Annotated in this window: 9 protein-coding genes; 4 read left to right on the forward strand and 5 right to left on the reverse strand. The window is 70.8% G+C overall.

Annotation, left to right across the window (positions count from 1 at the left end):
- Positions 1 to 192: 192 nt before the first annotated feature.
- Complete coding sequence (locus P3T29_RS06570; RefSeq protein ID WP_280715327.1) at positions 193 to 870, reverse strand: TetR/AcrR family transcriptional regulator; 678 nt, start codon at positions 868 to 870, stop codon at positions 193 to 195.
- A gap of 434 nt (positions 871 to 1304) precedes the next feature.
- On the opposite strand from P3T29_RS06570, the gene trxA reads away from it, so the two are divergent.
- The 4 genes from trxA (at position 1305) to P3T29_RS06590 (ending at position 5749) form a co-directional block, all read left to right on the forward strand.
- Positions 1305 to 2306, forward strand: a complete 1002-nt coding sequence (trxA, locus tag P3T29_RS06575; protein ID WP_280715328.1) for a thioredoxin — start codon at positions 1305 to 1307, stop codon at positions 2304 to 2306.
- A gap of 686 nt (positions 2307 to 2992) precedes the next feature.
- Entirely contained in the window at positions 2993 to 3643 is a 651-nt protein-coding gene (locus P3T29_RS06580) for a DUF6230 family protein (RefSeq protein ID WP_280715329.1), read from the forward strand.
- 124 nt (positions 3644 to 3767) lie between these two features.
- Positions 3768 to 4301 carry a DUF6114 domain-containing protein gene (locus tag P3T29_RS06585; protein WP_280715330.1) on the forward strand — a complete coding sequence of 178 codons (534 nt, stop codon included), beginning with the start codon at positions 3768 to 3770 and terminating at the stop codon, positions 4299 to 4301.
- Positions 4298 to 5749 carry a hypothetical protein gene (locus P3T29_RS06590; RefSeq protein WP_280715331.1) on the forward strand — a complete coding sequence of 484 codons (1452 nt, stop codon included), beginning with the start codon at positions 4298 to 4300 and terminating at the stop codon, positions 5747 to 5749. The genes P3T29_RS06585 and P3T29_RS06590 overlap by 4 nt, the downstream gene beginning before the upstream one ends.
- Before the next feature lie 184 nt (positions 5750 to 5933).
- Here P3T29_RS06590 and pyk read toward each other — a convergent pair whose 3' ends face one another.
- The 4 genes from pyk to glgB form a co-directional block, all read right to left on the reverse strand.
- On the reverse strand, positions 5934 to 7364 hold the full coding sequence (gene pyk / locus P3T29_RS06595) for a pyruvate kinase (RefSeq protein ID WP_280715332.1): 1431 nt from the start codon (positions 7362 to 7364) through the stop codon (positions 5934 to 5936).
- A 102-nt stretch (positions 7365 to 7466) separates the two neighbouring features.
- Entirely contained in the window at positions 7467 to 8675 is a 1209-nt protein-coding gene (locus P3T29_RS06600; protein ID WP_280715333.1) for an acetate kinase, read from the reverse strand.
- Complete coding sequence (gene pta / locus P3T29_RS06605; RefSeq protein ID WP_280715334.1) at positions 8672 to 10816, reverse strand: phosphate acetyltransferase; 2145 nt, start codon at positions 10814 to 10816, stop codon at positions 8672 to 8674. Before pta ends, P3T29_RS06600 begins: the two co-directional genes overlap by 4 nt.
- A 238-nt stretch (positions 10817 to 11054) precedes the next feature.
- Positions 11055 to 13526: a 1,4-alpha-glucan branching protein GlgB gene (glgB, locus tag P3T29_RS06610; RefSeq protein ID WP_280715335.1), complete on the reverse strand. Its 2472-nt coding sequence runs from the start codon at positions 13524 to 13526 to the stop codon at positions 11055 to 11057.
- Positions 13527 to 13556: the final 30 nt, after the last annotated feature.

Consider the following 13556-nt stretch of genomic DNA (forward strand, 5'->3'; position numbering starts at 1 on the left):
CCAGGGAGGAGGCCGCGTCGTCCTGCGACGCGATCAGTCGAGATGCAGAGATATCGTCAGAATTTGCCCTCTTCGCAGTGCGCGACCTCATGGGTCGCCTGTGCGTGAACGGATGCCACCCCCCGGTAGCAAGGCGAATCGTCACACACTGCGGTCGCCCGGCGACACCGACTTTCGGTGGGGGTATCCCCGCTATTCGGCGGGGGGCGGCTCGGCGGCGGCTGCGGTCAGGCCCGGGAGGGGGCTGAGGAGGAGGGTGGTGAAGCGGTGGATCCACTGGGGGGTGGCGGGTTCGCCGATCACGAGCATGCGGTGTTCGACGGCGCCGGCGATGGTGTCGAAGATGATGTCGATCTCCTCGCAGGCGGTGGCCTCGTCCTGGTCGAGGCTCAGTTCGCCGCGTTCCTGGGCGAGGGCGCGGCCCTGCTGGACCAGGTGCTTCTGGGGGTCGACGATCCGTTCGCGGATGCGGCGCCGGAGCAGCGGGTCGCGGGAGCCCTCGGCGAAGAGGGCGAGCAGGGCCGCCTGGGTCTCCGGGCGGGAGAGCAGGTCGGCGAACTGGGCGACCACGGATTCGATGTCCGCCCGCAGGCTGCCCAGGTCGGCGATCTCGAGGTCGTCGAAGAGCGACGCCACGGCGTCCACGACCAGCTCGTTCTTGGACGGCCAGCGGCGGTACAGCGTGGTCTTGGCGACGCCGGCCCGGGTGGCGACGTGGCCCATGGTGAGCCCGCCCCAGCCCAGCTCGGCGAGGGCGGCCCGGGTGGCGTCCAGGATCGCCCGGTCGGCGGTGGCGCTGCGCGGGCGGCCCTTGCCCCGTGGCGGCGCGGCGGGGCCCGGGGAGACGGGCTGCCGGGTGGTGGGGGCCACCGAGCCTCCTTGCGATTTACTTGCCAGTAACTTCTCTGAGATGCGTAACGGTAGCGACATGTGGACCCCTGCGGCAGTCGGACATGCCGGGAAAGTGGGACAGCTCACGTCCCGGGATGGCCAGGGGGGCTTGCGACGGGGGACCGGGGTAGAGATACGCTACGACCTGTAGCGAAAGAGCGACAACCACGCGTCCGGACCCAGGGATCGGGCGGACGCGGGGCGCGGGTGGGGATCCGCGTCGGCTCCGGGTCGGCTCCGTGGGGGAGGAGACCCCACAGGAGCGCTTCGGCGGCTACAGGTTCGGTGGCTGCAGGTTCGGCGGCTACGAGGGGGCGGCCGAGTACGGACGGTCCGGGGAGTGCGGGAAATCCGGGACGGGCTTTCCCGGCGGTTGGTGCCCGTCAGTCGGGCGAACGGGGGAGGATAGTGCCATGCAGCCACGGAATTCGCATCTCAACAGCTCCGCCCTGCGCGGTGCGGTCGACCTCGCCGCAGTGAAGGCGGCCGGTGAGGCCGCTCAGAAGGCCGAGCAGGCCAGGGCCGAGCGGGCCCGCCAGGCAGCCGCTGCGGAAGCGGCCGGAACCGCCCCCGAGGGCCCCCTCTACCCGCTGGTCATCGATGTCACCGAGGACACCTTCGAGGCCGAGGTCGTGCAGCGCTCGGCCGAGGTCCCGGTGGTCGTCGACTTCTGGGCCGAGTGGTGCGGCCCGTGCAAGCAGCTCAGCCCGATCCTGGAGCGGCTGGCCGAGGAGTACTCCGGCCGGATCGTGCTCGCCAAGATCGACGTGGACTCCAACCAGCTGATCGCCGAGCAGTTCGGCATCCAGGGCATCCCGGCCGTGATGGCGGTCGTCGCCGGCCAGCTCGTACCGCTCTTCCAGGGCGCCGAGAACGAGGCCAACGTCCGCAAGATCCTGGACCAGCTGATCGCCGTCGCCGAGCAGCGCTTCGGGATCGTCGGCGGCACCGGCACCCCCGGCGGTCCCGCCGGCGAGGGCGCGGCGGCCTCGTACGCACCGGTGGACCCGGCGCTCTCGGCCGCGCACGACGCGCTCGACCGGGGTGACCTGGGCGGCGCCGTCCAGGCGTACCAGAACGTGCTGGCCGATCAGCCCGGCAACACCGAGGCGAAGCTCGGACTGGCGCAGGCCCAACTGCTGCGCCGGGTCGAGGCGCTGGAGCCGCAGGCCGTCCGTACGGCCGCCGCCGAGAACCCGAAGGACGTCGCGGCCCAGCTGGACGCCGCCGATCTGGACCTGGTGGGCGGCCATGTCGAGGACGCCTTCGGTCGGCTGGTCGACACGGTCGGACGGACGTTCGGTGCGGATCGCGACACCACGCGGCTGCGGCTGCTGGAGCTGTTCGAGGTCATCGGCCCGGAGGACCCGAGGGTGACGGCGGCGCGCAGCGCGCTGGCCCGGGTGCTGTTCTGACGGTGGTACGACGCTGGCGCCGACCTGCTGAAGTCGGGCCGGGTGGCACGGTCGGTGACCTGCGGTGTCCGTGGTGATTTGACGACAAAACGGCCAGAACATCAGAGCTTTATCAAATCTTGACAATACCCCTCGGCGGTCACCAATGGTGGCCGCCGAGGGGTGTTTCGCCCTTGTTTCGACGGAGTTTCGGCGACACGAATCCTCCATGGCGTCACGCTGAGTGTCCACGCCTTGGATTCCATGATCAATGACATCTGCTGTTGGATTACCCGTCAGTAACGAACCCCTTGTGCTTCGCCCGGGATTCAAGCACGATCGGCGACGCCCGGTCCCCTCTGTTTGGGGATCCCCACCGGGCGGCCCCCGGCTCCGGTCGGAGGCACTCAGGGCAGGGGGGTATCCGCGGATCCCACGCGCGGTTCCTGTCCTTCAAGCGGTCGCGCATCCCGCGCGGTCGCTGGTTGTCGCTCGGGGGTGATCGCCGGTGTCGTCGGTCGTACCCGCTGCCGTGAGGCAGCCGGTGCCAGGAAGGGAGTGCCAGCAAGTGACGGCAGCTCCCCGTTCCGCCGATTCCCGAGGCGCTCTCCGCTACCGAGGACGTAGCTCTCTCCCATCCCAGGCCAACTCCCGTGCGGGAAGCACCGGATACGGCCGGAGATGTACGTCCTAGAAGGAGGACTCGCATGTCCCAGACTTACGGCAAGACCAGCTGGAAGCGCTTCGCCCTGGTGATGGTGCCCAGCATCGCCGCGACCGCCGCGATCGGCGTCGGCCTGGCGAGCAGCGCGCTCGCCGCCTCGTTCAGCGTTTCGGGTATGAAGTTCAAGGTCACCGCCGCCGACCTGGACGGTACGAACTTCGCCCAGTACGGCTCGGTCGACCAGGGCTCGGGTGCGGCTCACCCCGTCGCCGTCTCGGCGTTCGACTCCGCCACCATCCAGCACCTCTGCCAGTCCGTGCCGATCCCCGTCCCGGGGCTGGGCACGTACATCCTGAAGCTGCACGCGGGCGACGACGTCTCGAACCCGGTCAAGGCCACCAACCTGATGATCGGTCTCGACTCGCTCAACGCCGACGCCACGTTCGACAACCCGGGCGACACCACCACCCCGGGCGGCAAGGGCGGCATCAACATCGGCCAGGACGCGGCGACCCTCCCGGGCCACGCGCAGGGCACATCCGGCATGTTCGGCCAGGCCGCGCCGCACGCGCACCTGACCAACGTCCAGCAGACGGCCTGGTCCACCTCGGCCGGCACGTTCAAGCTGCCCGGTCTCAAGCTCTCGGTGACCAAGGCCGGCGACCCCGGCGACGGCGGCACCGAGTGCTACTAGGCCTCTGACGGCCGACGGCGGGTGCCGTTGGCCTCAGAGCCTGCGGTCGGGAGCCTCCCAGGTCGGTCGCTCCCGGCCGCACCACCAGATATCCCCTCGTACCCATCATCGAGGAGCTCGCACCATGTCCAGCGCAATTGCCGCCGAGTGGCCCGAAGAGACGGGCGGCTTCGGCCGTCTGAGGCTGAAGTTCCGCACGTGGCGGCGTACCCGCCCGTTCTGGGGCGGCCTGCTGGCCATGATCGCGGGCCTTCCGATCATGTACTTCCCCTACGCCAAGCTGCACCTGGCCGGGCTCACGATGACGATGGCGACCACGGCCGGGGCCGGTTCGCTGATCATCGGACTGCTGATGATGACCCTGGGGCTGACCGCCTGGTTCCAGCCGCTCGTCCGGATCTTCTGCGGAGTGGCCGTCACCATCCTGGCCCTGATATCCGTCCCGGTCTCGAACCTGGGCGGCTTCGGCATGGGGCTGATCACCGGTCTGCTCGCGGGCGGTCTGCTCTGCGCCTGGGCCCCGCTGAAGTTGCAGCCAGGGACTGAAGGCGTCGCCGAGACCGTGGCCCAGGGGCCGGAGCGGCAGTACGTCGCTGAGCAGTACGCCCCCGAGCAGCACGCCCAGTCGGAGGCCGTGGACCCCGGGGAGCAGCGGTGACCGACAGAGGCGACCGGGCCGCCGAGCGCGCGGCCGTGCCGGGGCCCCGGCACGCGGCCCCCAGGATCAGCACGCGCAACCGTCTGCGTGGCCGGGCGATCGCGATCGCCGCCGTGCCGACCGCGCTGCTGATGGGGACGATCCCCACGCTTGCGATGGCCGACACCCAGAAGAGCCAGACCTGCGCGAGCGCCGCGGACACCGTGCTCCAGGAGACGCCGGTCCCGAAGAGCGCGATCACCCCGGTGCCGAACCCGTCCGGGTCGACCGTCCAGGTGCCCACGGCGCTGCCCTCGCAGCCGGCCAAGCCGACGCAGGCACCCACCCAGCAGCCGGGTACCCCCGCGCCCGGTCCGAGCACGCCGCACTCGTTGGTCTCGCCGCCCGCCATCACCGACCACGCGGTGACCCAGCACGCCGTGACCGCCGCGCAAGCCGCAGCCATCGCGCCCACCGCCATCGCGCCCACCGCTTCGGGATCACCGAGCACCTCGGGATCACCCACCGCGTCGGCGTCGCCCACCGCCTCGGCGTCGCCGAGCGCGTCCGCCGCCGGGGTGCAGTCGCACGGGATCATCGGCGACATCCTGGACGGCCTCCTGCACCCCGGTAGCCACGGCGGCCTGCACCCCAGCCAGCCGCCCACCCCGCCGCCGACCACCGACCCGTCCACCCCGCCCGTGCCCGTGCAGCCGCCGTCGACGCCCGACCCGGGTACCACGCCCGCGCCGGGGGCTCCGTCGTCCGCGCCCGCCGCGCCTCCGGCGGGCGAGGCCGGCGCCGTCGCGTCCGCCTCTGCCTCCACGCCCGCGTCGGCCCCGGCCACTGCCCCGGCTTCGCCCTCGGCGCCCGTGAGCAAGCAGCCCAAGCCCGCTGCCTCGCCGTCCGCGTCGCCGTCCAAGAACCCGAACTGCCAGGTGAGCACCAACGCGCTCACCGCCCACAGTGAGGAGTCGGACCGGGTCGTTCCCGAGCAGAACTGGACGCTGCTCTCGACCCGGCTGGGCCTGAACCACGCCCAGTTCTTCGGGCTGGTCGACGTGAAGACCGCCACGACCACCAAGCGGGTGCTGAAGTTCGTGGTCCAGAACGTCGACATCGAGAATCTCGACATGTCGACTCTGGAGGGTAACGGCGTGACGTTCCACGTGCAGAGCCGTCCCGGCTCGACCTCCACCATGCGCAACGGCCCGGTCACCATGTACGTGGAGCGACTCTCGGGCCACCTCAGCAAGGTGCTCGGCCTGCCGATCCCGATCGACCTCGGCGAGATCACGCTCACCCCGACCACGTTGCCGCAGTGGCTGTACGACCTGATCGGCGCGATCCCGATCCCGCTGGACCTGGAGTTCACGCAGGTCACGGCCGTACAGGCAGGCCAGTTCGGCGGTGCCCTGACCATCCCGGGCATGCACATGTTCAACGACAACGCCCCATACGCCAACTGAGGGCGCCGGCTACAGACAGGGGCGCGAGGAACTGCGCGAAGCGGAAGGCTGCGGACCGTTGCCTTCCGTTTCGCGCAGTTCCTCGCGCCCCTTGGGTTACCCGATCCTGAAGAGCAGACACGCCCGTGGGGCGCCCCCTCCGACCGGAGAGGGCGCCCCACAGGCGTATGCAGGAGCGCAGCGGTCAGACGCCGCCGCGCGCGCCCAGGTGGTGGACCTGGACCATGTTGGTGTTGCCGGGGATGCCGGGGGGCGAGCCGGCGGTGACGATGACGGTGTCGCCCGCGCTGAGACGGTTCATCGCCAGCAGCTCACGGTCGACCTGGAGCACCATCTCGTCGGTGGTCTCGACCTGCTCCGTCACGTACGCCTCGACGCCCCAGCTCAGCGAGAGCTGGTTGCGGGTGGCGGCGTCCGGGGTGAAGGCGATCACCGGGATCGGCGAGCGGTAGCGGGACAGCCGGCGGGCGGTGTCGCCGGACTTGGTGAAGGCGACCAGCGACTCGGCGTTCAGGAAGTCGCCCAGCTCGCAGGCCGCGCGGGCGATCGAGCCGCCCTGGGTGCGCGGCTTGCGGCCCGGGTTGAGCGGCTGGAGGCCCTGGCGGACCAGTTCCTCCTCGGCCGTCTCGCAGATCCGGCTCATGGTCTTGACGGTCTCGATCGGGAACTTGCCGACGCTGGACTCGGCGGAGAGCATGACCGCGTCCGCGCCGTCGAGGATGGCGTTGGCGACGTCGGAGGCCTCGGCGCGGGTCGGCCGCGAGGCGTGGATCATCGACTCCATCATCTGGGTGGCGACGATGACCGGCTTGGCGTTGCGGCGGGCCAGGGTGATCAGCTGCTTCTGGACCAGCGGCACCCGCTCCAGCGGGTACTCCACGGCCAGGTCGCCACGGGCGACCATGATGGCGTCGAAGGCGAGGACGATCTCCTCCATCGCCTCGACGGCCTGCGGCTTCTCGATCTTGGCGATGACCGGGACGCGGATGCCGACCTCGTCCATCACCTTGTGGACGTCGTCGATGTCACCGGCGTTGCGGACGAAGGAGAGCGCGATCATGTCGACGCCCAACGCCAGCGCGAACCGCAGGTCGTCCTTGTCCTTCTCGGACAGGGCCGGCACGTTGACGGCCGCGCCGGGGAGGTTGATCCCCTTGTTGTTCGAGAGCACGCCGCCCTCGACAACGACGGTCTTCACGCGGGGGCCGTCGACGCTGACGACCTCCAGGGCGATGACGCCGTCGTTGATCAGGATCGGGTCGCCGGGCTTCACGTCGCCGGGCAGGCCCTTGTAGGTGGTGCCGCAGATGTGCTGGTCCCCGGGCACATCCTCGGTGGTGATGGTGAACTCGTCGCCGTTGTCGACGGTCACCGGTCCGTTGGCGAAGGTCGCCAGCCGGATCTTGGGGCCCTGAAGGTCGGCCAGGATACCGATGGTGCGGCCGGTGTCCCCGGCCACCTGGCGGACCTTCTGGTACCGCTCCTCGTGCTCCGCGTGGGAGCCGTGGCTCATGTTGAGTCGGGCGACGTTCATGCCCGCTTCGACGATGGCCTTGAGCTGTTCGTAGGAGTCCGTGGCCGGACCCAGGGTGCAGACAATTTTCGCTCGGCGCATATCCGTCAGTCTATCCGTTCGTGTTATAGGTGCATTCCGCCCGAGTGGTGAGGAATCGCCAACGAAGCATTCCGAGGAGTGAGACAGGCGGCTGACATGCGGTCAGCCGGCCGCGTGTACCAGGGCGAAGGTCTGCTGCGCGATCTCCAACTCCTCGTCGGTCGGTACGACCGCCACGGTTACCCGCGAGTATTCAGGTGAGATCACCCGCGCCTCGCCGGAACGGACCGAATTCAGCTCGGCGTCCACCGAGATGCCGAGCTGCTCCAGCCCCGCCGTCGCCGCCGCGCGCACCGGCGCGGCGTTCTCGCCGACCCCGGCCGTGAACGCGATCGCGTCCACCCGGCCGAGCACGGCGTAGTACCCGCCGATGTACTTGCGCAGCCGGTGGATGTACGTGTCGAACGCGAGCCTGGCGTCCGCGTCCCCTTCGTCGGACCGCCGCATGATCTCGCGCATGTCGTTGTCCCCGCAGAGCCCGAGCAGGCCGCTGCGGCGGTTCAGCAGATCGTCGATCTGATCGATCGTCAACCCGCCGACCCGGTGCAGGTGGAAGACCACGCCGGGGTCGACGTCACCCGAACGGGTGCCCATCACCAGGCCCTCCAGCGGCGTCAGGCCCATCGAGGTCTCCACGCAGACGCCGCCTGCCACCGCCGACACGGAGGCGCCGTTGCCCAGGTGCAGCACGATCACGTTCAGCTCGGCCGGGTCCTTGCCGAGCAGGGCGGCCGTCGCCCGGGAGACGTACTGGTGCGAGGTGCCGTGGAACCCGTACCGGCGGACCCGGTGCTCGTCCGCGACCGCCTTGTCGATCGCGTACCGGGCGGCGTGCTCCGGCATGGTCGCGTGGAAGGCGGTGTCGAAGACCGCGACCTGCGGGAGGTCCGGGCGCAGCGCGCGGGCGACCTCGAGGCCGGTGATGTTGGCGGGGTTGTGCAGCGGGGCGACCGGGATCAGGCGGCGGATCTCCGCCAGCACCTCGTCCGTCACCATCGTCGGCGCGGTGAACCGCAGCCCGCCGTGCACCACCCGGTGGCCGATCGCGGCCAGCTCGGGGGAGTCCAGGCCGACCCCGTCGGCGGCCAGCTCCTCGGCGACGGACTTCAGCGCCGCGTCGTGGTCCGGGAAGGCCTGCAGCGACTCCCGCTGGAGCCCGCCGCGCTGGGTGTGGACCAGGCGGCCGTTGGTCTCGCCGATCCGCTCGACCAGGCCCGACGCCAGCCGCGAGCCGTCCAGCATCTCGATCAGCTGGTACTTGACCGACGAGGAGCCGGCGTTGAGGACGAGGACGCGGGTGCCTGCGCTCACTGGGTGGTTCCTAGGGGGTTCTGGGACTGTCCGCTCTGGGACTGGATGGCGGTGATCGCGACGGTGTTGACGATGTCCTCCACCAGCGCACCGCGCGACAGGTCGTTGACGGGCTTGCGCAGCCCCTGCAGGACGGGTCCGACCGCCACCGCGCCGGCCGAGCGCTGGACGGCCTTGTAGGTGTTGTTGCCGGTGTTGAGGTCCGGGAAGATCAACACCGTGGCCCGCCCGGCGACCGGGGAGCCGGGCAGCTTGGTCGCCGCGACATGGGCGTCCACGGCCGCGTCGTACTGGATCGGACCCTCGACCAGCAGGCCCGGGCGGAGTGCGCGGACGAGTTCGGTGGCCTTGCGGACCTTGTCCACGTCCGCGCCCGAGCCCGAGGTGCCGGTCGAGTACGAGAGCATCGCCACCCGGGGCTCCACGCCGAACTGGGCCGCCGTCTCGGCCGACTGGATGGCGATGTCGGCGAGCTGCTGGGCATCCGGGTCTGGGTTGACCGCGCAGTCGCCGTAGACCAGGACCTTGTCCGCCAGGCACATGAAGAAGACCGAGGAGACGATCGCGGCGTCCGGCGAGGTCTTGATCACCTCGAAGGCGGGGCGGATGGTGGCGGCGGTGGAGTGCACGGCGCCGGAGACCATGCCGTCGGCGATGCCCTCCTGGACCATCAGGGTGCCGAAGTAGCTCACATCCGTCACGACGTCCAGCGCCAGTTCGACAGTCATGCCCTTGTGGGCGCGGAGCTTGGCGTACAGCTCGGCGAACTGCAGGCGCAGCGGGCTGGTCGCCGGGTCGACGATCTGCAACTGGGCGCGGTCGGCGGCCGGGTCGGCGTGCGGGAGGTCGATGCCGAGGCCGGCCGCCTTGCGGCGGACCAGCTCCGGGTCGCCCAGCAGGGTGAGGTCGCAGATGTTGCGGCGCAGCAGGATCTCGGCCGCGCGCAGCACCCGCTCCTCGGTGCCCTCGGGCAGTACCACGCGTCGGCGGTCGGCCCGGGCGCGCTCCAGCAGGGCGTGCTCGAACATCATCGGGGTGACCCGTTCGGACCGGCTCAGCTCGATCCGGCTGGTCAACTCGGCGGTGTCGACGTGTAGTTCGAAGAGTCCGAGGGCGATCTCGGCCTTCCGGGGGCTGGTCGAGGTGAGCTTGCCCTCCAGGTGGGTGAGTGCGGCGGCGGTGAGCCAGCTGCCTTCCGGGACCACCGCGACCGGGGTGCCGGGGGCCAGCCGGGCGGCCAGCGCCAGCACGTTCGAGCCCGGGTGCTGACCGAGTGTCAGTAGTACGCCGGCGATCGGCGGGGCGCCGGCCGCGTGGGCGGCGAGCGAGCCGATCACCAGGTCGGCCCGGTCGCCGGGCGTCACCACCAGCGCGCCTTCGGTCAGCGCGGTCAGGAAGGTCGGCAGCATCGCGCCGCCGAAGACGAAACTCCGCACGTCCCGGGCCAGGCCCGCCGCGTCGCCGAGCAGCACCTCCGCGCCGGTCGCCTCGACCAGCTGCGCCACCGTCGGCGCGGCGAGCGCGAGTTCCTCGGGGATCACGTAGGCCGGGATCGGCAGCTTCTCGGTCAGCACCCGCTGGATCTGCTGTTTGGCGCCGGGGGTGACCCGGTTGGCGATCATCGCGAGAATGGAGCAGCCCAGGTCGCGGTAGGCGCGGTGCGCGTTACGCACCTCGGCGACGACGGCCTGCGCGTCCTCGTCGTGGCCGCCGACCACCGGGAGCACCCAGGCGCCGAACTCGTTGGCGAGCCGGGCGTTGAAGGCCAGCTCGTCCGGGATGTTGGTGTCGGCGAAGTCGGTGCCCAGTACCAGCACGGCCTGGCACTTGCGCTCGATCGCGCGGAAACGATCCACCAGTGTGGAGACCAGCTCGTCCTGCCCCTGCGCGGCCTGCAGTGCGGCGGCCTCCTCGTAGGTGAGGCCGTAGAGCTCGGCGGAGGTCAGGTCGAGCCGGTAACGGGCCCGCAGCAGCTCGACCACGTGGTCGGTGCCGGGCTCGCCGGGCGCGGCGGCGTGCACCAGCGGCCGGAAGACGCCGACCCGGTCCACCTGGCGGGTGAGCAGTTCCATGACCCCGAGTTCGACGGCCTGCCTGCCGTCCCCCCGGTCGATCCCGGTCACGTACACGCTGCGCGCCACCTGGGTTTCTCCGTTTCGGTCGTCGTGGTCCGACATGAGCCACTTCGACCATACCTTCGCATTTTGATCATCCATTCGCACTCGGATCAAGCCGAAGGAGGCAAGGGGCGAAGGTCCTGCGAACGTTTGCGACTGAGCGCCCACGGGGGCACGGGGAGCGGCGCGACCAGGGCACGACGTAGGTGCACGGTTGGTCGCGCGCGCAGTTGATCTGACAGAGCCCCGCACTCCTGGTCGGCTAGCCGGCCGGGCGGAGCCAGATGGTGGCGAGTGGGGGGAGGATCAGTTCGGCGCTGCGGGGCTGGTCGTTCCAGGGGGTGGGTTCGGCCTTGACCGGCTGGGAGTTGGCGGTGCCGCTGCCGCCGTAGCGGGTGGCGTCGGTGTTGAGGGCTTCCTCCCAGAGCTGCTCCGGGCCGTCCAGCGGGGGGAGGCCGACGTGGTAGCAGTGGCGGACGACGGGGGAGAAGTTGCTGACGGCGACGAGCGGGGTGCCGTCGGCGGCGTAGCGGACGAAGGAGAGGACGTTGTCCTCGGCCGCGCCGCCGTCGAGCCAGCGGAAGCCGTCCGGGGTGGTGTCCTGCTCCCAGAGGGCCGGGGCGTCGAGGTAGGCCGCGTTGAGGTCACCGACCAGCCGCTGGACGCCCTGGTGGTCCGCCGAGCCGGGCCAGTCGTCGGCGAGTACCCACCACTGCGGTCCCTGCTCGTGGTCCCACTCCGCGCCCTGGGCGAACTCCTGTCCCATGAAGAGGAGTTGTTTGCCCGGGTGGGCCCACATGAAGCCGAGGTAGGCGCGGTGGTTGGCGCGCTGCTGCCACCAGTCACCGGGCATCTTGGAGACCAGCGACTGCTTGCCGTGGACGACCTCGTCGTGCGAGATCGGCAGGACGTAGTTCTCCGAGTAGGCGTACACCATCGAGAAGGTGATCTCGTTGTGGTGGTACTTGCGGTGCACCGGCTCCTTGGAGATGTAGACCAGGGAGTCGTGCATCCAGCCCATGTTCCACTTCAGGCCGAAGCCCAGGCCCCCGCTGTCGGTGGGCCGGGTGACGCCGTCCCAGGCCGTCGACTCCTCGGCGATGGTGACCACGCCGGGGCAGCGGCGGTAGACCGTCGCGTTCATCTCCTGGAGGAAGGACGCGGCGTCCAGGTTCTCCCGCCCGCCGAACTGGTTCGGCGTCCAGGAGCCGCCCTCGCGCGAGTAGTCGAGGTAGAGCATCGAGGCGACGGCGTCGACCCGGAGGCCGTCGATGTGGAACTCCTCGCACCAGTAGACGGCGTTGGCGACCAGGAAGTTGCGGACCTCGGTGCGGCCGTAGTCGAACTCCAGCGTCCCCCAGTCGGGGTGCTCGGCGCGCAGCGGGTCGGCCGGCTCGTAGAGCGGTTCGCCGTCGAAGCGGGCGAGGGCGAAGTCGTCCTTGGGGAAGTGCGCGGGGACCCAGTCGACGATCACGCCGATGCCGTGCCGGTGCAGGGTGTCGATCAGGTACTTGAAGTCGTCCGGGCCGCCGAGCCGGGCGGTCGGGGCGTAGAAGCCGGAGACCTGGTAGCCCCAGGAACCACCGAACGGGTGCTCCATCACTGGCATGAACTCCACGTGGGTGAAGTTCAAGTCCTGTAGGTAGGAGGGCAGTTCTTCGGCGATCTCGCGGTAGCTGGTGAGATCGGGGCGCCAGGAGGCGAGGTGCAGCTCGTAGACCGACATGGGGGCGCGGTGGTGCACGGTGCGCGCCCGGCGTGCGAGCCAGTCGCTGTCGTTCCACTCGTACGTGGAGGTGTGAACGACGGAGGCCGTCTCCGGGGGGCGCTGGGTGGCCCGGGCCAGCGGGTCGGCCTTCTGCAGCACCCAGCCCTGGCGGGTGTGGATCTCGTACTTGTACTGGGTGCCGTCGCCCAGGCCCGGGACGAAGAGCTCCCAGACGCCGGACGAACCGAGCGAGCGCATCGGGTGCCCGGTGCCGTCCCAGTGGTTGAAGTCGCCGACCAGGCGGACCCCGGCCGCGTTCGGGGCCCAGACCGCGAAGGCGGTGCCCTGCACCCCGCCGACCGTCCGGACGTGCGAGCCGAGCGCCTGCCAGAGCTGCTCGTGGCGGCCCTCGGAGATCAGGTGCAGGTCGAGTTCGCCGAGGGTGGGCGGCGTCCGGTAGCCGTCCTCCTGGCGGATCGGCCCGCTGCCCGGGTACGTCACCTGGAGGTGGTAGTCGGGGATCTCCTGGCCCGCCAGCAGGCCGGTGAACAGGCCCGACTGGAGATGCGTCAGCTCGGCCGGGCCGTGCTCGGTCTCGATCACCACCCGCTCGGCGAAGGGGCGCAGCACCCGGATCGTCACGCCCTCGGTGGCGGCGTGCGCCCCTAGCAGGGCGTGCGGGTCGTGGTGCACTCCGGCGAGCAGGCGGTCGATCTCGGCCGGCGGCAGCGGAGCCTCCGGCAGCCGCAGTGCGGCGTGCGGGCCGGTGGACGGGCCGGCGGACGCGCTGGTGAACGCGCCGGTGCGCGAAGTGCTGCTTCGCGAGCGGGCGTGCGCTCCCTGCTCCGTCGGCGCAGGCCGTTCCTGCGCGCCCCCCGCCGGGGCGGTCCGTACCACCGGCGCGGGCACCGCGGGCCTGCCAGCCCCCCCGGGAGTCCCGGTCCCGGGTGTCCCCGGCCGGCCGGGGAGGAAGGTGGCGGGCACGGCGGGCGTGCTGCGGTCGTGCTTCGGGCCGAGCGGAGTCACGGCGGGGTCCTCCTGCGGGGTTGGTGGAGC

The organism is Kitasatospora sp. MAP5-34, from assembly GCF_029894335.1.
Lineage (GTDB): Bacteria > Actinomycetota > Actinomycetes > Streptomycetales > Streptomycetaceae > Kitasatospora.

Coding starts and splice junctions, on each gene's coding strand:
- trxA (WP_280715328.1), top strand. CDS start 1,305: ATGCAGCCACGGAATTCGCATCTCAACAGCTCCGCCCTGCGCGGTGCG.
- P3T29_RS06580 (WP_280715329.1), top strand. CDS start 2,993: ATGTCCCAGACTTACGGCAAGACCAGCTGGAAGCGCTTCGCCCTGGTG.
- P3T29_RS06585 (WP_280715330.1), top strand. CDS start 3,768: ATGTCCAGCGCAATTGCCGCCGAGTGGCCCGAAGAGACGGGCGGCTTC.
- pyk (WP_280715332.1), bottom strand. CDS start 7,364: ATGCGCCGAGCGAAAATTGTCTGCACCCTGGGTCCGGCCACGGACTCC.